The 20,636-nt window shown below is 53.3% G+C and carries 21 protein-coding genes; 9 read left to right on the plus strand and 12 right to left on the minus strand.

From position 1 onward, the window contains the following. Positions 1–8: 8 nt before the first annotated feature. From IPJ96_11575 to pyrF, 3 genes are read right to left on the minus strand one after another with little or no spacing between them, the layout of a single operon-like run. A complete protein-coding gene (locus IPJ96_11575; protein MBK7910968.1) occupies positions 9–236 on the minus strand; it encodes a PspC domain-containing protein in 228 nt (75 codons plus the stop codon). After that, positions 211–1,509, minus strand: a complete 1,299-nt coding sequence (locus IPJ96_11580; GenBank protein ID MBK7910969.1) for a DUF2851 family protein — start codon at positions 1,507–1,509, stop codon at positions 211–213. The genes IPJ96_11575 and IPJ96_11580 overlap by 26 nt, the downstream gene beginning before the upstream one ends. 60 nt (positions 1,510–1,569) lie before the next feature. Further along, the gene (pyrF, locus tag IPJ96_11585) at positions 1,570–2,394 is read right to left on the minus strand and encodes an orotidine-5'-phosphate decarboxylase (protein MBK7910970.1); all 825 of its coding nucleotides are present in this window, start codon (positions 2,392–2,394) and stop codon (positions 1,570–1,572) included. A 91-nt stretch (positions 2,395–2,485) separates the two neighbouring features. On the opposite strand from pyrF, the gene IPJ96_11590 reads away from it, so the two are divergent. Both IPJ96_11590 and IPJ96_11595 read left to right on the plus strand, forming a co-directional pair. Continuing rightward, positions 2,486–3,871, plus strand: coding sequence for an amino acid permease (locus IPJ96_11590; protein MBK7910971.1), 1,386 nt, complete (start codon positions 2,486–2,488; stop codon positions 3,869–3,871). 2 nt (positions 3,872–3,873) lie between these two features. Then, positions 3,874–4,413 (plus strand): hypothetical protein, encoded by a 540-nt coding sequence (locus IPJ96_11595; protein MBK7910972.1) that lies wholly within the window; start codon positions 3,874–3,876, stop codon positions 4,411–4,413. Positions 4,414–4,418: 5 nt separating this feature from the next. On the opposite strand, the gene IPJ96_11600 is transcribed toward IPJ96_11595, so the two are convergent. The 4 genes from IPJ96_11600 to IPJ96_11615 form a co-directional block, all read right to left on the minus strand. Beyond that, on the minus strand, positions 4,419–5,639 hold the full coding sequence (locus IPJ96_11600) for a hypothetical protein (protein MBK7910973.1): 1,221 nt from the start codon (positions 5,637–5,639) through the stop codon (positions 4,419–4,421). Between the two features lie 102 nt (positions 5,640–5,741). Further along, complete coding sequence (locus IPJ96_11605; GenBank protein ID MBK7910974.1) at positions 5,742–7,196, minus strand: SUMF1/EgtB/PvdO family nonheme iron enzyme; 1,455 nt, start codon at positions 7,194–7,196, stop codon at positions 5,742–5,744. Positions 7,197–7,267: 71 nt separating this feature from the next. Further along, positions 7,268–7,678 (minus strand): type IX secretion system membrane protein PorP/SprF, encoded by a 411-nt coding sequence (locus IPJ96_11610; protein MBK7910975.1) that lies wholly within the window; start codon positions 7,676–7,678, stop codon positions 7,268–7,270. Beyond that, the gene (locus tag IPJ96_11615) at positions 7,675–8,223 is read right to left on the minus strand and encodes a PorP/SprF family type IX secretion system membrane protein (protein MBK7910976.1); all 549 of its coding nucleotides are present in this window, start codon (positions 8,221–8,223) and stop codon (positions 7,675–7,677) included. Before IPJ96_11615 ends, IPJ96_11610 begins: the two co-directional genes overlap by 4 nt. A 286-nt stretch (positions 8,224–8,509) precedes the next feature. Here IPJ96_11615 and porU point away from each other — a divergent pair, with 286 nt between their 5' ends. From porU to IPJ96_11630, 3 genes are all read left to right on the plus strand, one after another. Beyond that, positions 8,510–12,370, plus strand: coding sequence for a type IX secretion system sortase PorU (gene porU / locus IPJ96_11620; protein ID MBK7910977.1), 3,861 nt, complete (start codon positions 8,510–8,512; stop codon positions 12,368–12,370). Between the two features lie 52 nt (positions 12,371–12,422). Then, a complete protein-coding gene (gene porV / locus IPJ96_11625) occupies positions 12,423–13,658 on the plus strand; it encodes a type IX secretion system outer membrane channel protein PorV (GenBank protein ID MBK7910978.1) in 1,236 nt (411 codons plus the stop codon). A gap of 107 nt (positions 13,659–13,765) precedes the next feature. Further along, positions 13,766–14,242, plus strand: a complete 477-nt coding sequence (locus IPJ96_11630) for a 2-C-methyl-D-erythritol 2,4-cyclodiphosphate synthase (GenBank protein MBK7910979.1) — start codon at positions 13,766–13,768, stop codon at positions 14,240–14,242. Here IPJ96_11630 and IPJ96_11635 read toward each other — a convergent pair whose 3' ends face one another. The 5 genes from IPJ96_11635 to IPJ96_11655 are packed head-to-tail and all read right to left on the minus strand — an operon-like array spanning position 14,243 to position 17,300. Beyond that, entirely contained in the window at positions 14,243–14,917 is a 675-nt protein-coding gene (locus IPJ96_11635; protein ID MBK7910980.1) for a DUF2490 domain-containing protein, read from the minus strand. It lies immediately after the preceding gene. Further along, positions 14,914–15,531 carry a DUF4956 domain-containing protein gene (locus IPJ96_11640; protein ID MBK7910981.1) on the minus strand — a complete coding sequence of 206 codons (618 nt, stop codon included), beginning with the start codon at positions 15,529–15,531 and terminating at the stop codon, positions 14,914–14,916. Before IPJ96_11640 ends, IPJ96_11635 begins: the two co-directional genes overlap by 4 nt. After that, the gene (locus IPJ96_11645) at positions 15,528–16,283 is read right to left on the minus strand and encodes a polyphosphate polymerase domain-containing protein (protein MBK7910982.1); all 756 of its coding nucleotides are present in this window, start codon (positions 16,281–16,283) and stop codon (positions 15,528–15,530) included. The genes IPJ96_11640 and IPJ96_11645 overlap by 4 nt, the downstream gene beginning before the upstream one ends. 4 nt (positions 16,284–16,287) lie before the next feature. Continuing rightward, positions 16,288–16,854, minus strand: coding sequence for a hypothetical protein (locus IPJ96_11650; GenBank protein ID MBK7910983.1), 567 nt, complete (start codon positions 16,852–16,854; stop codon positions 16,288–16,290). 5 nt (positions 16,855–16,859) lie between these two features. Further along, positions 16,860–17,300: a hypothetical protein gene (locus IPJ96_11655; protein MBK7910984.1), complete on the minus strand. Its 441-nt coding sequence runs from the start codon at positions 17,298–17,300 to the stop codon at positions 16,860–16,862. A 220-nt stretch (positions 17,301–17,520) separates the two neighbouring features. Here IPJ96_11655 and cdd point away from each other — a divergent pair, with 220 nt between their 5' ends. Genes cdd through IPJ96_11675 form a run of 4 tightly spaced genes read left to right on the plus strand, consistent with a single transcriptional unit; the run spans position 17,521 to position 20,622 of the window. Further along, positions 17,521–18,021: a cytidine deaminase gene (gene cdd, locus IPJ96_11660; GenBank protein MBK7910985.1), complete on the plus strand. Its 501-nt coding sequence runs from the start codon at positions 17,521–17,523 to the stop codon at positions 18,019–18,021. Further along, the gene (locus IPJ96_11665) at positions 18,018–18,554 is read left to right on the plus strand and encodes a DUF1572 family protein (GenBank protein MBK7910986.1); all 537 of its coding nucleotides are present in this window, start codon (positions 18,018–18,020) and stop codon (positions 18,552–18,554) included. Before cdd ends, IPJ96_11665 begins: the two co-directional genes overlap by 4 nt. Further along, positions 18,551–19,336, plus strand: a complete 786-nt coding sequence (locus tag IPJ96_11670; GenBank protein MBK7910987.1) for a hypothetical protein — start codon at positions 18,551–18,553, stop codon at positions 19,334–19,336. The genes IPJ96_11665 and IPJ96_11670 overlap by 4 nt, the downstream gene beginning before the upstream one ends. Further along, entirely contained in the window at positions 19,336–20,622 is a 1,287-nt protein-coding gene (locus IPJ96_11675) for a 3-deoxy-D-manno-octulosonic acid transferase (GenBank protein ID MBK7910988.1), read from the plus strand. Before IPJ96_11670 ends, IPJ96_11675 begins: the two co-directional genes overlap by 1 nt. Positions 20,623–20,636: the final 14 nt, after the last annotated feature.

A 20,636-nucleotide genomic window follows, 5' to 3' on the forward strand; every position in this document is an offset into this window, starting at 1 on the left:
GGAAGCTTTCAAAGATCCCAGACCGAGGTACGCCTGTTGAAGACATAGTTCTTCATTTTGATCCAGAAAGCTAGAATCATGTATAAGATGACCGGAGAGCCGACCGCCAGAAAACTGGCGTAGATAAAAAACAACCGGATCGATGCGGTCTGCATATTCAGCCGCTCGCCCAACCAGGAACATACGCCGAATGCCTGACGTTCCCAACGGTCACGGATCGATTCGAAGAGCTTCATCGGAAGAATGGATCAAGTGGTTGCCGATGCTGCAAGATAAACATTTTTTAGGCGTACAGTAGTTCCGAAGCAGGTGCAACAAGGCCTGTCCGTCGCCTGCATGCTGCGGCTTTACTCCGGCTGTCCTCCATTCGCGCAGCGGCAGGCTTTTTTCAGAAGGCAATTCGCAGAGCCAGCGCAGCGCCTTCTCCTGCCAGTATGAGTTGCCCTCAGCTTTTCCTCTGGCAAAGACGAAAGGAACGACTGTGTTCAACAACAAAATCCGTATTGCATCATCGCCCAGCCACTTTTCCTCAAATTTGGTTGGCACCCCGAACCGGTAGTGATTGTGCCAATAGGGCGAAACGTTTACCCGAAACCTCGATAAGAGTGACTTGAGTTCATGTTCTTCTAGGCAACGCTGGAGCAAGGGAAAAGCGGTTTGAATCAGGGATGCGAGTTGCGCCAGCCGAATCGTGGGGAAATTTCGCGGTCGCATCCGAAGAAATTTCCATCCGGGCAGTGGTATCGGCTCAATTCCCAGTTTATGCCGCTGGAATCGATACTCCTCCAGCAAAACTGAGCTATACTCATCCGGAGCCGGCGCCTGCAACAAGCCGGATTGTCCGAAGAGCAAGGCTTCCAACGAATCCCTCCGTTGTGCTGTTTTAAGGAGAACTTTCAGCGGCAGGGAAGCCGCAACACGTTCCATCGGATCGGCATTGACAGCAAAACCCATCGCGCGGCTGACCGCACGAAAGATCGCGTCTTCCCAGTCGCCCCGTGAAACATGCAACTGTTGATCGACTCTTCTGACACGCTCTTCGAGTCGCTCCATCAACATGCGATCGATCCAGGAACTCCAAAGGTGCGGGGGCACGAATGGGAGCCGGTCGGTGCACGCGATAGCTGACGGCCGTTGCACCAGTAGTTCATATTGTCCCCACCAGGCGGCCAACGCTGATTCCGGGAATACGAATGTCGGCAGCATTCGGCCATGCACATCAAACACCTCCGCATCGTGCACGGCAACGGCATGCAGAATGCAATTGCCGTATAACGGGTCGAATTGGTGACCATGGCGATTCCAGTCGGAGGAACGCAGGTGAATCTCTACGTTTCCCGCCCATTCGGCCCCACCGATACGTAAACGGGCATTGAAGAAATCGGGACCTGCATCATGATTGTAGAGGCCTGTCTGCAGAATCTGCAAGGGCTCGCCCGATTTGGTTAGCAGTGGCTCGAACTGGAAAACGCGTTGTGACCAGACGTGGTGGAGGAATCGTTCGTTCATGGGACCGACTGCAAAGCAAATCGGCAGAACATTAATTCACTCTCAATAAATGCGGGAAACTCAAGCTTCGAGCAATCGGGACATCTCCTGTTGCAATGCCATTGCCTCTTTTCTTGCCGCTTCGGCGAAGTCTTCGCCAGAGGAAGCGTAGATGATTTGCCTGGAACTGTTCACGAGCAAACCCACCTGGTCGTTCATGCCCGCTTTCGAAATGGCCTCGAGGTCACCCCCCTGTGCGCCCACTCCGGGAACAAGGAGAAAATGATCCGGTACAATCTTACGAACACGTGTAAACAACTCCGGATGTGTTGCACCGATCACGTACATCATGGAATCGGGTCCGGACCAGCGTTGGGATGTGTGCAGGACGTGTTCGAAAAGTTGTTCTCCGGCCGCGTGTCCGGGCAAGGCGACATCGAGCATCTGGAAATCCAGGCTTCCGGCATTGCTCGTCAGTCCAAGCAGGATCACCCACTTCCCCGGAAACTCCAGAAACGGAGTGACTGAATCTTTTCCCATGTAGGGGGCAACGGTGACTGAATCGAAAGCATAGCGTTCGAAAAATGTCCGGGCATATAAGCTGGAGGTATTCCCGATATCACCTCGTTTAGCATCCGCTATGGTGAAACAATCTTTGGGAATCGCGGCAAGCGTACGCTCCAGACTCACCCATCCGGACGGACCTTCCGCTTCGTAGAAAGCGATGTTGGGCTTATAGGCGACACACAAGTCTGCGGTCGCTTCAATGATTTGACGGTTGAATTCGAATACGGGATCCTCCGCCTTTAGCAAATGCTTCGGCAGTTTGCGGATATCCGTATCGAGCCCAATGCACAGGTAGGATCGCTTGGCGCGAATCAATCGGGTCAGTTCCTGGCGTGTCACGCCGTAAAAGTACGGAATGCCGGCGGGATGTATTGTCGAAACCGTGCAGCGAATTCATCCAATCGAAAAACCGCTTACCTTTCCAACGCTTATGGCCTCACCTCCCAACCACCGCAAACTCTCCCTCTTCGACTCCACCGCCATCATCACCGGTTCGATGATCGGCTCCGGAATTTTCATCGTATCGGCCGAGATCTCCCGACAAGTGCACTACCCCGGCATGTTACTCCTGGCCTGGGCGGTCACGGCTGTCATCACCATCCTGGGCGCCCTCAGTTACGGCGAGTTGGCTGCAGCCATGCCTAAGGCCGGCGGGCAGTACATCTACCTTAAAGAAGCTTTCGGACCACTGTACGGGTTCCTCTATGGCTGGACCCTGTTTTCCGTTATTCAGACGGGAACCATAGCAGCAGTAGGTGTCGCCTTCGCCAAATTCACCGGTGTATTCTTTCCGGAAATCGGTCCAGAACGATTGGTGTTCGCGATGGGCAACTTCGCGATCAATACCCAACAACTCCTGGCAGTGGGCGTCATCGTATTGCTGACGCTCTACAATTTCAGAGAAGTGAAATCCGGTGCTTTTCTTCAAAACATCTTTACTGTCTCCAAAGTTGCCGCACTCATCCTGCTGGTTGTACTCGGCTTCTACTTTGGCATGAAAGGACTCGGCGACTGGTCAAATTTCAGCCCTGCTTTTCCGGATGTCATGACCTTGGCGACAATCGGCGTTTTCGGTGCCGCCATGACCGGCTCGCTTTTTTCGGCGGACGCATGGAACAACATCACCTACACGGCGGGAGAAGTGGATCGTCCGCAGCGTAACCTGCCGCTCTCGCTATTTCTTGGCACCAGCATCGTGTTGGTGCTCTACTTCCTGGCAAACATGGCCTACATCTACGTTTTGCCCATGGAGAAGATCCAGACTGCGGACAACGACCGGGTAGGGACGCTGCTCTTTGAAACCATTCTTGGGGAAAATGGCAAGTACTTCATGGCCGCGATGATCATGGTCTCGACCTTCGGCTGCCTGAACGGTATCATCTTCACGGCAGGTCGTGTTTATTACGCGATGGCACGCGACGGCTACTTCTTTCCCAGCGCCGCCAAATTGAATAAGAATCATGTACCGGCGAACAGCCTGGCCATCCAATGCCTCTGGGCATGTCTGTTGTGTTTTTCGGGAACGTATGGTGATCTGCTCAATTATATCATGTTCGCCGTGATGCTTTTCTACGTGCTGACCATTGCCGGCTTGTTCGTGCTCCGTAAGAAACGGCCGGAAATGGAACGACCGTATAAGGCCTTCGGTTATCCCGTGTTACCCGCGATCTATATCCTGCTGGCCGCGCTGGTGGCCCTGGACATGCTGATCTATCAGACCTCCGCCAGCCTCTATGGCCTGGTCATCATCTTGCTGGGCATTCCTGTTTATGCCTTTCTCCAAAACAAACAGCAGAAAAACGGCCGCCTTTCCTGACCATGCGCATCCTGTTCGGTTTCACCCTCGCCTGCGTTGTTTCTTCTTGTGCCTGGACCGATCACTCACCGGAGAACGGTTGGTATGAGGAGAATTTCGACAACCTCAATCATTGGAAAAAAGATGCCGTGATTTCATCCAATCAATGGCGTAGCGGAATGTATGCGACGTACGCGGACAGCGCTCACCCGGTCAGTGAGTCATTCACCATGCACTTCAACGAAGTTCGCTTTCATCATTACACGGGCGTAAAGGCTACTGCCTGGGTCTTCAATCCTTCGAACGATACCAGCGGACAGGTCGTTCTCGAGGTGGTGGATATGCGGAGCGGCGAACCCGAACGCGTGCTTTCCGAACAAGTCATCCTTGGAACAGACTTCCGGGAGTTCAACAGTTGGGGTAAAGTACAATTGACGCTCGACTTCCCTACCCTACCGGGGCCCCACCAGGTGCTGCGTTTTTATCTTGCGTCCCTCAATTGCAGGAAATCATACATGGACGATGTCACCCTGGAATTCCAACGCGAACTCATCCATCGCTGAACTCGTCAAAACCCGGTACGCACCGCTGATTTTTTCGGCATCCACAAGCGCACGAGTACGCTGACCAGTACGATCAGGTACAGCACTGCCACGGCAGGGGGACTCGACAGGATCGTGGGTACTCCGTTTAGAAAGTGTGGCAATGCACGTTCGTTGTTCAGCAGGTAGGCCATGGAAAAGACTCCGAACAGCCACCACCACCGGGACTGAAGCGCGATGAAGGCGATGAAGTAGAAGGCTGGAAACGTATAGCGTTCGTGCATCTGCGTGCTGAAGAAGAAAAATGCAAGAACCGACAAGCCGAGCAAACCGGCTGCATCTTCCAGATCATACGTCACCATCTGGCCTTTCCAGCGCTTATAGAGCACCAATAGCAGTGGGAAGAAAACCAGCAGCAAGGTCGCAGCCGTCATGATCAGCCCCCAGGTCTTGTAATTCAATCCCATCCAGGTATTGAAGTCACCGGTCAGCCGCAGGTTCCCGCTCATGCTGAGGTACCAGAAGTTATCGGCATACAGCGAAAGATAGGAGTAGCGGCCACCCAGGGAATCGACCACTTCCCATAGTCGCCCCATACTTTTCGACACGATGAACGGAGCCAGGATCACCAGTTGCATCGCCACCAGGATGGCCAGGCCGCGCAGCATTTTTCTCAAATCCGGTTTTAATCCGGACGCGTAGACAAAAAGCAACACCATGGCCGGCAGGAACAGGATCGCCTGGAACTTGAAGTTCAGCGCCAACAGGTAGCTGATGGCCGAAAGCAGATATCGCCTTTTATGCAGGAAAATGAATGATCCGAAGACAAGGGCGGAAAAGACCGTATCGAATTGCCCCCACACCAGGGTGTTGTGCAGGAAGGCCGGATTCAGTAAGAGCACCAACAACAAAGCATGTTGCTGCCAGCGCACGCGCGCACACGACGCCAGCAGGAAGGCACCAACAAGGTCACCCAACAAGGTGATTCTCTTGAGCTGATAAATGTGAGCAGCCAGGTCCTCTTTGCTGTCAAAGAACAGCGAGAAGAGTTTTAACTGATATAGGTGTCCCGGAAAGTAATTGGTACCCGACTCATAACTGTGCCGAAACCCTTTTTCAAGGTAGTAAGCGGCCCAATCTGACCAGCACTGATTATCGTAGACGTGGCCGCAGTCGGGAACAAGAACAAAATAGATAGCATATAAGAAAAGACCCAGCGCTATGGTCGAAGGATGAAGCTTGTACATCGTGGGAAGCGCGGAAGCTCTGGGCGGCCTGGACTTGGCGATTTACCCGGCGAACAAAAATAAAGAACCCCGCGGATTGGCGGGGTTCTTTGCTTCGATTTCTTATCGCTTCAGTTTCGTTTTCGGCTTGGCGCCTAATCCGACCGGGCTGCCTACGCGCACCATGGCGCAGCGGAAGCCGATGTCGTCGGTGGACTGATTCTCGTCGAGGAATCGGCGGGTACCGGGCGACATCCAGTAAGCGCGATCTTTCCAAGAGCCGCCTTTGTAAACGCGGGCCTTGTCATTCACCATACTGGTAGCGCCGTAGTCGTACTTGATATACTCCGCCTCATCCGCATCGAGGTAGTTGATGTTGTCGGCTTTGGTATAGTTGCGACGGTCAACGTTTTCTTCTTCCGTAACATCGCGCATGGGAACACGGCCCAGGCTGTCCTTCTCCACAATCGTTCCTTCCTCATCGCGGATCTGTGTCTTGAACACGTTACCACGATACGGGTTGAAGTCGGCCTTGTCTTCCGGCGAAAGCGGACGATATACGTCCATCACCCACTCATTCACGTTACCGGCCATGCAGTACAGGCCAAAGTCGTTGGGCCAGTAGGATTGTACAGGAGCCGGACGGTCCGCGTTATCATTCAGGAAGCCGGCGGTACCCATCTGGTCACCGCGACCGCGCTTGTAGTTGGCCATCATCTGGCCTTTGTACTTCTCGTCCTTATTACGCACGATGTGTCCGTTCCAGGGATACTGGCGACGATCCGTTACACGCTCATATACCGTGTTGCCGATTTGCGACAAAGCGGCGTATTCCCACTCCGCCTCGGTGGGGAGGCGGTAGCGGGGAAGCAGAATACCGTCTTCCATGCGGACCTTACGGGTACCATTGGAACCGGAGCTGGGATTGAGGTCCATCAGATCGGACTTCACCAAACCTTCGTATTGACCGGCCAGATAAGAGTCAGAGTTGAAGTTGTCTTCGTTGATCTGGTTCGGGTTGACACGCAAAATACCTTCGCGGATCAGGATCTGTTCGTTGACCCGGTCGGTACGCCAGTTACAGAAGTCATTGGCTTGCAGCCAATTGACACCAACCACCGGATACTGCTGATAGGCCGGGTGACGCAGGTAGAGCTCGATCATGGGTTCGTTGTAACCCACTTTATCGCGCCAAACCAGCGTATCGGGAAGCGCCTTCTTGTAAACTTCGGGATAGTCGGCAGAGAATACGCGGGAAGTCCAATACAGGTACTCCAGGTAGTGGATGTTGGCCACCTCTGTTTCGTCCATGTAGAAGGAACTGACCGTAACGCGACGAGGAATGTTGTTCCAGTCGATCGTGACATCCTGTTCCGTACGGCCCATGGTGAAGGTACCGCCCTCCACCAGAACCAGTCCCGGTCCGGTTTCCTGCTCATCGTAGGGAACCACTTCGAAACCACCATTTTTGGGGTCGTTGTAATTCCAACCGGTAACGGAGGATTTCTCCTTTCCGCAGGAAGTCAGTAGAAGGGCTCCCGCGACGAGGCCGATTGAACTCCGAATGAGGTTTTTCATCCGCTTTTTGGTTTGAATAGATGGTGCTCTAACGAGCGCCAAAAGTATTTATTTTCTTCGATTTAAGGCAATCAGAAGGCCGGACATTTGATGGTCCGGAACCGCTTCTTTTTGGGGTGACAGCCGAACTGCAAACCCAGGGAAATTTCGTGAGAACCGGCTGAAGCATTGTAGAGCTTCGAGGTGGTCACATCATAACTGTATCCGAATTTGAAGATCCCCTGCTGCAATCCCACCAAGGCAATGAAGGAGTCGCTTCCACGATACCAGAGTCCGCCAACCAGCGGTGCTTTGGCTATGTAGAATCCGACATTATACTGCTGGAAGTCGCGTTGTTTCTGGTACAGGAAATTCGGCGATATGTACGTAGTGCCATCGCGGTTACCGGCGATCGGGATGATCGCACCGGCATGGGCGGTGATCTTCATCGGTAATTTGGAACCGGGAGCTTCGGTGATGAAGAATTCCTGGGGTTCCGTCATGTGGTGAACGGCCACTCCCCATAATACCGATTACTGTAGGCTACGATACCACTGGAAAAATCCCAGAAATTCCTTGTTTCGTTCGGGCGCTGTTCCTGCGTCTCATAAATGAACCCATAACGCGGGTCGATCATATCACCGAACGTCAGTTTATTCCAATCCACGCGCTTCTGCGCGTATGTGCCTTGCAGTCCCAGGCGAATCGAGAATTCGCGGGTGACATTGAGCTGGTAGGAATAGATACCGGAAACATTCGTGGTTGTCAGGGTTGATTCGCCGGCTTTGTCCTGCAACACCAACAAGCCCAATCCACCGATCGGATCAACATGCTGGTCGTAGGACGCCGTGTAGGTAACGAACGTACCGGTCAAGGCCGGCCATTGGTTACGGTAATTGAGGCAAACCCGCGGACAGCGCTGAGCACCGGCAAATGCCGGATTCAGGTACAGCGGATTGGCATAGAATTGCGTGAATTGCGGATCCTGAGCCATTGCTGCCCCTGAAATCAGGACGAAAAAGAAAGACAGGACCTTGCGGAGCTGCATAGTTGGTCAGAGTGTATTAGCGCATCATACGGCCTGAAAGATACATGGTTTCAAGCGGCCAGATCGTTCAACCGTGCGCACTAATACGTACCGTAAGATTTTGTACAATTTTAATAATTTTAAACGGATCAACTACGAATCTGACGGAATAATTCAACCAATTACCGACATCCTCATTCCTGCTGATCTGATGCTTTCTCCGGCAACCAAATTGGGATAAATTTGTTGATTACAATATTGTAAGCCGGACCACGTTTTGAGACGATCCGGTCGACACACCCTTCCTATGCCCACTTTCTTCTCCCGTACTTGCCTGCTCCTGGTTTTACTGGCATGCCGGCTTGCTCCCGCCTCCGCACAGCAGGATAAAAAGAGCAGCTCGACCCGATCACTTCAATGGACTGCACCTTTCCAAAAACAAACCAGTGAAGATTCGTTTTTCCGATCCCTCCACTTTGAAGGATGTCATATGAACGAATCCATGCTGCCGGAATACGTAGAGCGAGTGGAACTTCCGGCCGGATACAATTCCTGCACTGCTTCCATCGTGGCCGTGCAAACCGAACCCGTTCAGGACATCAGCCTTCTGCCGGCCGATGCTGCGATCAAATCGGAATTCGAGGTAAGTACGCTGATCGGATTCCGAAAGAAGCAGCCGGTAGCCACCGTGCGCGTAGTACCGATTCGCAAGTCGGGTTCCGGTTACGAGCGCCTGGTCCGCTTCCAATTGCAAGTGACGCCCTCGGTAAATACGCAGCGCACCGCGTTGCGCACCTATTCGACCAATAGCGTACTCGCAAGCGGGAGCTGGTTCCGCATCGCCACCACGCAACAGGGTGTACACAAGATGACCTATCAGTTCCTAAAAGACCTTGGCATCGACGTGGATAACATCGACCCGCGCCGGCTGAGAATCTATGGGAACGGCGGCGGTCAGCTACCCTTCAACAACTCCAAGTTCCGATACGACGACTTACAGGAAAATGCTATTCTGGTGCAAGGTGAGAATGACGGAGTTTTTGACAATACCGATTTCGTCCTCTTCTTCGCCACTGCTCAGACACGCTGGAAGTATGATGGGACCGGTGAAACCTTTAGCCACCAGTTGAACGGATATTCGGATTCGACGTATTACTTTATCACGACGGACCTTGGTTCCGGCAAACGGATCCAGCACCTCGCGGAAGCATCGGGAACCCCTAACCAGACCGTTTCCACCTATAACGATTATCAGTTCATCGAGTCAGAACTGGTGAACCTGCTCAAGTCGGGACGTGAATGGTACGGCGAGAGCCTGGATAATCTTAACAGCAGCCGTTCCTACAACTTTTCATTCCCGAACCTCGTCACCTCCGAGCAGGCAACGTTCCGGGCAAACATGATCGCCCGGGCGGTGAACGGCAGCAGTACCACCAACCGGGTATCCGCTTCGCTATCCGGGATAAGTCCAATTGTGACGTACTTCAATAACGTGGGCACCAGTCCGCAGGATAATTACGCATTGCCGATCTCCTTCAATCAAGCTTTCCTTCCCTCCTCCTCTACTATCTCCGCTTCCATCTCCTTCAGCTCTTCGGACCCCAATGCGCTCGGTTGGGTGAACTATCTGGAGATGAACGCCCGCTGCCAACTCACGGCAACCGGTCGTGGAACGCAAATGGGCTTCCGGGATGTCCGGTCTGTCGGCACCGGCAACATCACTGAATTCAACCTCACATCTGTCACGAATTCTCACCAGGTCTGGGACATTACGGATCCGCTCAATGTCGCGATCCAGGATCACCGTTTTCTGGGTAATCAGATTCTCTTCACTACCGAAACATCCGTCCTGAAGGAATTCCAGTTGCTGGACGGCGTCAATTACCTGGTACCCGTCAAGGCAGGCGGTATCGCGAACCAGAACCTGCATGCCTTGCCTCAGGCCGGCATGATCATCGTCGCTCCGGAAGGGTTCTTGTCGACAGCCGACAAACTCGCCGATTATCACCGATCCCACGACGGATTGGTTGTCCATGTCGTAACCCCTCGTCAGATCTTCAACGAGTTTTCCTCCGGAGCACAGGACGTATCCGCGATCCGTGACTTCATGAAGATGTTTTATGACCGCGCAACGAGTCCGGCTGACATGCCCCGGTATCTCTTATTATACGGAGACGCTTCGTACGACATGAAGTACCGGATCACCAACAACAGCAACATCGTTACGAGTTACCAGTCGGCCGGTTCGCTCAACCAGACCCAGACGTACATGTCGGATGACTTCTTCGGTCTTCTGGATGACACGGAAGGAGACTGGACCAGCGGCGAGATCGTTGACATGGCCGTGGGCAGGTTGCCCGTGCGTACCGCGACGGAAGCGGAAGCGATGCTGAACAAGATCCTCCGGTATGGCGGTGGCGACGATCCGGCAATAGTCCTTGGCGACTGGCGCAACACGATCACCTTTGTCGGGGACGACCAGGACAGCAATACGCATTTCAAGCAGTCGGATACCCTCGCCGTTCGTAACGATCGCAACGAACCGGTTTACAACATCGACAAGATTTATCTGGACGCCTACAACCAGATCTCGACACCGGGAGGTCAGCGTTATCCGGATGCCCAGCAGGCGATCATTGACCGGGTGCAACGCGGCACGCTGTTGCTGACCTATATCGGTCATGGTGGTGAAGTCGGCTGGGCGCACGAACGCATCCTGGAAGTTTCCGATATCAACGGGTGGACCAACTTCAACAAGCAGGCCGCCTTCCTTACTGCGACCTGCGAATTCACCAGGGTCGACGATCCGTCGCGCACCTCAGCCGGCGAATTGGTCATGCTGAACCCGAACGGCGGCGGCATTTGTCTGTTCACGACCTCCCGGCTCGCCTTCTCCAGTTCCAACAACAACCTGTGCCAGCGATTCTTTACCCATGTATTCACGCCGATCAACGGACGCATGCCGACGATGGGCGAAGTGTTTGAGCAAACCAAGATCGACGTTTACACGGATCCTTATGTGCGCAACTTCCTCCTCATCGGCGATCCGGCCCTGCGCATGGCGTATCCGCAGTACGAGGTAGTTACGAGTACGATCAACGGCGTTCCCGCCAACCTGCCTACCGACACCCTGAAAGCCCTTAGCCGGATCACGGTCACCGGAGAAGTGCGTGGACTCAATGGAAGTCGGCTTACCTCGTTTAATGGCACACTCTACCCGACCGTTTACGACAAGACGGAAACGATCTACACGCTGGGCAACGACATCAACGTAACGAACGACCCCAGTTTCCCCGCTCCGTTCCAGTTGAGAAAGAACGTGATCTTCCGCGGGAAGGTCAGCGTGACGAACGGCACTTTCTCCTTCACTTTCATTGTTCCGCGCGACATTCGTTTTCAATACGGCTACGGACGCATCAGTTACTATGCCCAGAACGGACAAACCGACGCGCATGGCTATAACAACGACATCGTGGTAGGCGGATACAATTCACTTGCTGCCGCGGATTCCAAAGGGCCGGAGATCCGGTTGTACATGAACGACGAGAAGTTCGTTCGCGGCGGCCTGACGGATGCCAATCCATACCTCTACGCGATCGTCAGCGACACCAGCGGAATCAATACCATCGGCAACGGAATAGGTCACGACATGACCGCGGAGTTGAGCACCGAAACCAACAAGATCCACGTGCTCAACGACTATTTCGAAAGCGACCTCAACAGCTACCAGAACGGAAAAGTCTATTACCCCTTTTCCGAACTGAGCCCGGGTCCGCACACGGTCACTTTCAAGGTCTGGGACGTTTACAACAACTCCAGCGAATCCAGTACCGATTTCATCGTGGCGGAATCGGCCGACCTGGCTTTGAGTCACGTACTCAATTATCCCAATCCGTTCACCACGCGAACCACGTTCATGTTCGAACACAACCGGCCGTACACCAACCTGGATGTCCAGGTTCAGGTATTCACGGTTTCCGGTAAACTGATAAAAACGATCAGTGGCAAAATATTCTCGACCGGTTATCGTTCCGATGACCTGCACTGGGATGGCCTCGACGACTTTGGCGACCGGATCGGTCGCGGAGTTTACGTTTACAAACTCCGGGTTCGCGCAAGCGACGGTTCCTATGCGGATAAATTCGAAAAATTGGTGATTTTACGTTAAGGAACCATTTTGGGTACCAGCACGTATATTTGCCGACCCTTACACTGAACTCATGAATTTTAGCAGAAAAAAGGCTGTTTTTGCAGCCTTGGCCGCAGGTGTATTCAGCCTTCCGGCCAAAGCGCAAATCAGTTCCTTCCGGGACTCGTTGCTTGGGCAGATCAATACGATCACCACGGCGGTTCCTTTTCTTCAGATTGCACCTGATTCCCGCGCTGGTGGCATGGGCGATTACGGTGTCGCGACGAGCCCTGACGCCAATTCCATTCACTGGAATGCCGCTAAACTTGCCTTCGTCGAAAAGAACGTCGGTTTCTCCATCTCCTACACCCCCTGGCTGCGCGCCCTGGTGAACGACATCAACCTGGCGTATATCTCCGGCTACAAGAAGCTGAAGGACGATCAGGCGATCGCGGGTTCGCTTCGTTATTTCTCCCTGGGTAACATCGACTTCACCAACGATAATGCCGAAAAGCTCGGTTCCTTTAATCCGAACGAATGGGCGTTGGACTTCGCGTATTCACGCAAACTGGGCGAGAACTTCTCGGGTGGTCTTGCACTCCGTTATATCTACTCGAACCTGACCGGCGGAATCGCCATTCAGAACAACACGATCCAGACGCGTCCCGGCCGTTCGGTCGCTGCCGACGTTTCCGGCTATTACAACAAGAAGATCGACCTTTCCAACAAGGATGCTATCCTGGCCTTCGGTTTGAACATCTCGAACATCGGTGCCAAGATCTCCTATACCGACACCAAAGCGAAAGATTTCATCCCGATGAATTTCCGCCTGGGATCGAATCTGAAAGTCGACCTCGACAGCTACAACACTATCTCGTTCGGTGTAGACATCAACAAGCTCCTCGTACCCACTCCTCCGGTCTATTGGAAGAATTCCATCGGCTCCGACAGTCTTGACGCCGCCGGAAACAAAGTGATCCGCGCGGGCAAAGACCCCTCCAACATCTCTCCGGCGCAAGCCATCTTCAGTTCCTGGTCGGATGCTCCGGCCGGTTTCGAAGAAGAGTTGAAAGAATTCACGTATTCAATCGGCGCCGAATACTGGTACGACAAGCAGTTCGCCATCCGTGCCGGTTACTTCCACGAAGCGGCTACCAAGGGCAACCGTAAGTACTTCACCATCGGTGCCGGACTTCGTTACAATGTGTTCGGCCTTGACTTCGCCTACCTGATCCCGACGACGCAACGCAACCCGTTGGAGAACACACTCCGCTTCACGCTCATCTTCGATTTCGAAGGATTGAAAAAAGAAGCTGCTGAAGAATAAGCTTCTTCCCAACCATACTCAAGAGGCCGTGCTGTTGAACAGCACGGCCTCTTGCATTTAGGATAGGTCTGCAGTCGATTGATTAACTTTGGGGAAAAGCAAGATCCATGCGTATCGGTTTCGGATTCGACGTTCACCAATTGAAGGAAGACCACCCATTCTGGCTGGGCGGCATCCACATACCCCATACGAAAGGAGCTTTCGGTCATTCGGACGCCGATGTACTCATTCACGCCATATGCGACGCATTGCTGGGCGCTGCGGCCCTGGGCGACATTGGCAAACACTTTCCAGACACGTCCACCGAGTTCAAGAACATCGACAGTAAGATCCTCCTGCGGCGGGTACGCGACCTGATCGACAGCAAAGGCTGGCAGATCGGGAACATCGATGCAACGCTTTGCCTCGAACGACCCAAGATCGCCGGGCACATCCCAGCCATGCTGGAATCGCTTTGCGGAGTACTGGAGATTCCCGCTTCGGACCTTTCGATCAAAGCCACCACGAATGAAAAGATGGGGTACGTAGGACGCGAAGAAGGCGTAACCGCTTACGCGGTAGCACTGCTGCTGAAAAAAGCCTGATTAAAAAGTGATGCTGTAGCCGAGACCCGTGATGTATTCGTTGTAAACACGGTCTTCCGGATTACGTTTGAACATGTAGAACACGTTCAGGCTTTGGTCCTGGGTGATGGAGTAATCAATCCCCACTTCGTATCGGTATTGATCCACTGAATTACCGGGATTTTCCAGGTCACGGGTCCGGTAGAAGATCTCGGTACTCGCATAGGGCTTCCAGGAAAGATCGGTATCGTATTTCAACGACAAGCGGGTACGCAGGTACCAGGCCGGATATCTTCCTAGGTCGCTAGAATAGACATCCTTGAATTGGGACTGAATGCGTTCCCGGAGTCCTATGACCACTCTTCCGTACTTCTGCTTATAACTCAGATCAAGGAATACGCGATGACGCGTGGAAAAATAATCAAGCCGGTTGCTCTCGGTCAGGCGGTAGTTCAGTGTAGCGCGAAAGTTCCGCGTGATGAGGAATTCGCCGCCAAGCTCCGCCATGTATTGGTCAACGGTAGCCAGGTTCCTGTTAAAACGCACCTGCGGATTGACGTTCAGCGAAAACGTGCGGGTGACGCGTTTCTGAACGTTAACACTGAACCAGGCGCCAAAATCGCTGTCCGGCTCAAAGGCAGCAGCCGATGAGCCGATCAACAGGGCCAACACGAACAGCCGGATACTCCGCATCATTTGGAATGGCGCACGGTGTCTTCGTAGTAATACACCTTTACCACCGCGATGTCTTTCAGAAAGTCGATCTTGTTGATGCTGGCACGGTGGATATTCAGGCCGGTACGCTTCCGGAGGTCCTCCAGGAGCAACTGGTAATTCTCGGGACGGATCAGATCGATGTTCTCGTATTGTACCGTCTTGATCATCTCGTTGCGCACCAACCAGTTTCCATCCAGCGCATAGGTGAACCCGATCAGGATGAGGTTGATCACACCCAGTTCGAAATAGGTCGCCTTACTTACCGCACAGATCAATCCGATCGCGATCACGATGAAGAGGTAGGTCATATCCTTCGTCGTAATGCCCTCGGTACGGTAGCGCAACATGCTGAAGACGGCAAAAAGTCCGAACGCAGCTCCCATCGACATATCCACCTTGTTGAGCAGGTAGGTGATGATGAAGATGATGATGTTGAACAGGAAAAAGGTGAAGAGATAATCTTTCTTCTTGTAGATCCGGAAATAGATCAAACGCACCAGTACCAGCATCGAGACGATGTCGATGAGGAGGCGGATGAAGAACTTGTCGGAAAGCTTGTCGAATAATTCGAAGCCGGTCATTGCGTCATTCATGATGCACGAAGTAATTTTTGGAGGTATAAAAGCGTGGGTTTGAATCTGTTTCTCTTTACGTCGGGATTCAGGCTGATGACCCCGAGGCAATACTTACTGATGGATCGCTGGGGAATGGAATGCTCCCGCATCAGGTCGACGAATACGCTCTTATCGCGGGCGCTCCCCTGCTTCACTTCGGCAATCACGAGACCGTTGTAGTCGACCTGATGACCGTCGTTGCGGTACGTCAGCCTGGTATCGACCGTGAGACGCTCCTGCGAAGTCTTGGATACGAACGTGATGCGGACATAATCCACCCAGAGCTGCGCGCGGAGTGTGGAGGGATCAACATTGGAAGCACTGCGTACCATCTCCTCGGCTTTATCCGCGATCACGGGAGAGATCTCGGGGCGTTTGATGCGGTCCTTGATCGTTCGGCCCTTGTTGTTCTTGAATTTCACTTCGAAGAAGTGCAGGTTGCTTTCCACATACCGCCTGGCTCTGAACTTGAAGCGGTTGAGCTTGCCGTTGTGGTGGCGCAGGTAGAGGCCGAAATTATGCGTATCGAAGTAGAGCGTCTCGTAGTGATTGTAGCGCTGCCCGTTGATCTCCAGGACATAATATTCCGGGCGCATTCGCTCAAGAATGGCCGGGAGGAGTTCCTCGCGAAACATGAACTTCGTATCGACCCGGTCGAGCAGTTTGACATTGTCCATCTGCTTGAGGGAGATCGGATCGAACGGAGCCAGCAGTGTATCGAGCGCGATCACGGAATCAGTATTCGTATTGATATTTTTTCGTTTCCACCAGGGTACCCTTGGCGTCAAAGGTCTTACGCTCAATCCGCATGCCCTTGGCATCGTAGATCATGAGCGACTTCTCCACCGTATTGTTCTTGCCATCCAGTACGATCTCCGCCGTCCGTTCGCCCTTTGCATTGTACGTATAGACCGACTTTTCCTGCAACACATTGTTGGCGTCGAAGCGTTGTTCCTCCACCTTATCGCCGGCGGCATTGTATTTCATGACATGCCGCTTTTTCAATTTCCCGTCGCTCGTATAGTAGGCTTCTTCGGTCGGATCACCGGCCTTGTTGAAGGTCCGGGTGATTTTCGATTTGAACGCGCCTTCGGAATCGAAGTCCACCTCCTCGATGATGTTGCCCTCCGAATCGTACCGCTCATCCAGTTCTACCACGGTAACTTCTTTCCCATCACGCGTGATCGTACTGGTAATCTTCGCGGCTTTGAGCTTGTATTTCTTGGCATCCTTGCTTTTCTGCGCGGATACCTGAACCGTTGTGCCGATCACGAGGAACGACACTAATAACATCCTGTACATTCGCATTACTGATTATTGTCGAGCATGATGATATCCTTAGCAACGACTTCGGACCGGTTGGAAGTGATCTCCACTTCGACCATCGAAGGAAGCCTGGGGCGGGAATCGTTATAGGTGCCGTTGGAAGCACCGGTCGTGTCCTTGGTATAGGCGAAAATCTTGTACTTCCCTTTGCGCAGGTACTTGAATTCAAAGCTGCCGTCGTAACTGGTCTCCATTTTATCGTCATAGGTCGACCGGTCATCTCCGTAGATGATGTAGACGTCCTCCTTGAAGGCCGGATACGTGTCCTGACAAGCCTGGAAAGAAGCGTCATAATCATACACCATCACCTTGCCCTTGATAGTCGAAGTCCCCCCCTCACCCGCATCTTTATCGCAGGAAGAGAGAAACAGGCCGGAGACGATCAGCAGCGCGGCTAAAACTGACTTGATATTATGTAACATTCTCATTATCAGATCATTTCTATTAATAGGCAACTGCAAATATGCTGAATTTATCCGCCATTGTGGACCAGGATATGGCGTTCGGTCAGAGATATACGGAAAGGCGCCCCGAAATGTTGTTAAAGGAAGGGCAAAATCCTTGCCGAAACTTACTTCCTTCCGACAATTGCCTACGCGTTCTCTACCCAGTCTCCCGTCGTCTTCCTACATTCGCTCTTCCATGAAAAAAGAGATCCAACTTCAATCGACCTTTACGGAGTACGATGACATTTCCGATCTACCCGAGCAGGACCGGTTGTTAGTCGCGGAAGCCCGGAAATCGGTTGGTCAGGCGTATGCACCTTACAGTCATTTTCAGGTAGGCGCCGCGCTGCGCCTGGAAAACGGTGTCATCCTGCGGGGCAACAACCAGGAAAACGCGTCCTATCCGATCGGGCTCTGCGCGGAACGTGTAGCCGTCTTTGCGGCAGGCGCGAATTATCCCGGCATCCGCATCCTCTCCCTCGCCATTACCGCTAACTCCAATCACTTCCACGTAAACAAACCCATCACCCCTTGTGGCGCGTGCCGACAAGCGATCGCCGAATACGAGCACCGGTATCAGCAACCGATCCGGCTCATCATGGTGGGCGAGTCCGGAAAAGTCCTGGTCGCCGACAGTATCCAGCATTTCCTGCCGTACCAATTCAACGCGGATGACCTGCAAGTCAAGACCTCATGAGTGATCCGGGTGAAATCTATCTGCTGGAATGCCTCAAGAGTTTCAAAGGCATCAAGAGCACGTCCGAGAAAGCCATTATCCAGATCAAGGATGAGGAATTGCATTGGTCGTCTGATCCGGAATCCAACTCGGTGGCCATTATTCTTCGACATATATCCGGCAATCTCCGGAGCCGCTTTACGGACTTCCTGACGACCGATGGAGAAAAACCCGACCGCAACCGCGACGCGGAGTTCGTGGACAGCGGCATCTCCCGGGAAGTCCTCTTATCGGAATGGGAGACCTCCTGGAAGATCCTGTTCGATACGTTGGGACAGCTAACCTCCGCCTCGCTCACACAGACCGTATATATCCGCAACGAACCGCACACGGTCATACGCGCACTTCAGCGGCAACTGGTACACTACGCTTACCACAGCGGTCAGATCGTGTACCTTTGCAAACAAATCCGAGCCGGCAATTTCAAATCGCTCACTATTCCGCGCGGCGCTTCCGGCGATTTCCTGCACTCACCTCCCACCTCCGCGACGTGACAACCGAATATCGATTCCGCTTCAGCCAATTCCGGCTCTTCCTGCTAGTGCTGGCGTGTTCAGTCGTCGGCCGAAGTGCTTCCGCGCAGAAAAGTGTGCGGGATTCCAGCATCTCCATGACCATGATCGGCGCGATCGTCGGCGTTCAGTCGCCCGGTGGTGATCTATCGGACCGGTTCGGGACGAATTTCAACATCGGCGGCACCTTCCAATATAAGACACGCACGAACTTCCTGTTCGGAGTTGACGGGTATTTTCTGTTCGGCCCCGACGTCAAGGATGAAGGCCTCTTACGTTATTTCCTGAACAGTTCCGGCGCTATCACCGGTCTGGACGGTCAGTTCGCGAACATACTCCTCTACGAGCGGGGCATGAAATTCGACCTGAAGGCCGGCAGGATATTTCCCGTAATCGGTCCGAACCCCAACTCCGGCATCACCCTGACATTGGGAGCCGGTTGGATCCAACACAAGATTCGCATCGACAACAAATCGGAAGCCATTCCGGCGTTGAGCGGAGACTACCTGAAAGGGTATGACCGGCTGACGGGGGGATTCGCGCTCACCGGCTTTGCGGGTTACACCAATTTCGGAAACAAGCGACTCGTCAACTTCTTCCTGGGCGTGGAAGTAACCCGGGGATTCACCCATAATCTGCGTCGATTCAATTTCGATACCCGGGAGCAGGATGATCGATTGCGCAACGACTTATTTTTCGGCATCCGTGGTGGTTGGTTGTTTCCGCTTTATCGGCGGTCGCCCCGAGCTTACTATTATAATTGATGTACGCTCTTTACAACCTGGGAATTCTCCTCTACGGAGCCGGTATCCGGCTCGCAGCCTTGCTCGGAAATAAAAAAGCCCTTGCCTGGTCCGGCGGACGTGCTGAATGGGCGTCCACCCTACAGCGGGCGATCGAGGCGAAAGGTGGGACGTGGATCTGGGTGCATTGCGCTTCACTTGGTGAATTCGAGCAAGGCAGACCGCTGATCGAATCACTACGGGAACGGCACCCGGAATACCGGATCCTGCTCACCTTCTTTTCGCCTTCCGGATTTACGATCAGGAAAAATTACTCCGGTGCCGACCATGTCACCTATCTCCCACTCGATACACCCGGGAATGCGCAAAAGTTCGTACAGCTTGTACAACCGTTCGCTGCTTTCTTCGTGAAGTATGAGTTCTGGCTTAACTATCTCTCAGCGTTGCATACATCCGGCACTCCGGTTTTTCTGGTATCCGGCATTTTCCGCCCGGGACAAGTTTTCTTCAAATGGTATGGCGGAAGATTCCGTAATGCGCTCGGGAATTTCAACCTACTCTTCCTGCAGGACACCAATTCGTTTGACCTGCTGCGGAACGTCGGTGTACCCGAGGAAAAGATGATCGTTGCAGGCGATACCCGTTTCGACCGTGTCGGCTCCATCGCCGCTTCAGCAGAAACGGACCCCAAACTTGAAGCATGGCGCGGAGGAGACAGGGTCATCGTGGCCGGAAGTACCTGGCCGGAGGACGAGCGGATCCTTTTACCGGCAGTGGCTGACAATCTATTACCGGATGTCCGGCTCCTGATCGCGCCGCACGAAATCGATGAATCGCACCTGAACGATTGCCTGAGCAGGATACAAGCGACCTTCGGGAAAGACGCTGTCGTCCGCTATACGCAACTCGAGGAGACAGCCAACATCGCTTCGTACAAGGTACTCCTGCTCGATACCATGGGACAGTTGTCCCGCGCCTACCGATGCGCAACCGTCGCCTACGTGGGCGGAGGATTCGGCAATGGCATTCACAACATACTGGAGGCAGCGGTCTGGGGTACCCCGGTACTGTTCGGGCCCAACTATGATCGCTTTCGGGAGGCGCGCGAACTTCTCGCACTTCGGGGTGCACAATCCATTCGCTCTACGGAGGAATTGAGCGCAGCCCTTCGGCATTTCCTGCTCGATGAGCACGCCCGGAAAACCGCCGGAGATCATTGCGCGAATTACATCCGAACGCAAAGCGGAGCAACCTCGAGGATGCTTTTTCATCTGGAAAGCACAGGCGATGCCCCCTTGTTTCCGTAGCTACTCCGGAAATC

The sequence above is a fragment of the Bacteroidota bacterium genome (assembly GCA_016713765.1).
GTDB lineage: Bacteria > Bacteroidota > Bacteroidia > AKYH767-A > 2013-40CM-41-45 > Pollutiaquabacter > Pollutiaquabacter aromativorans.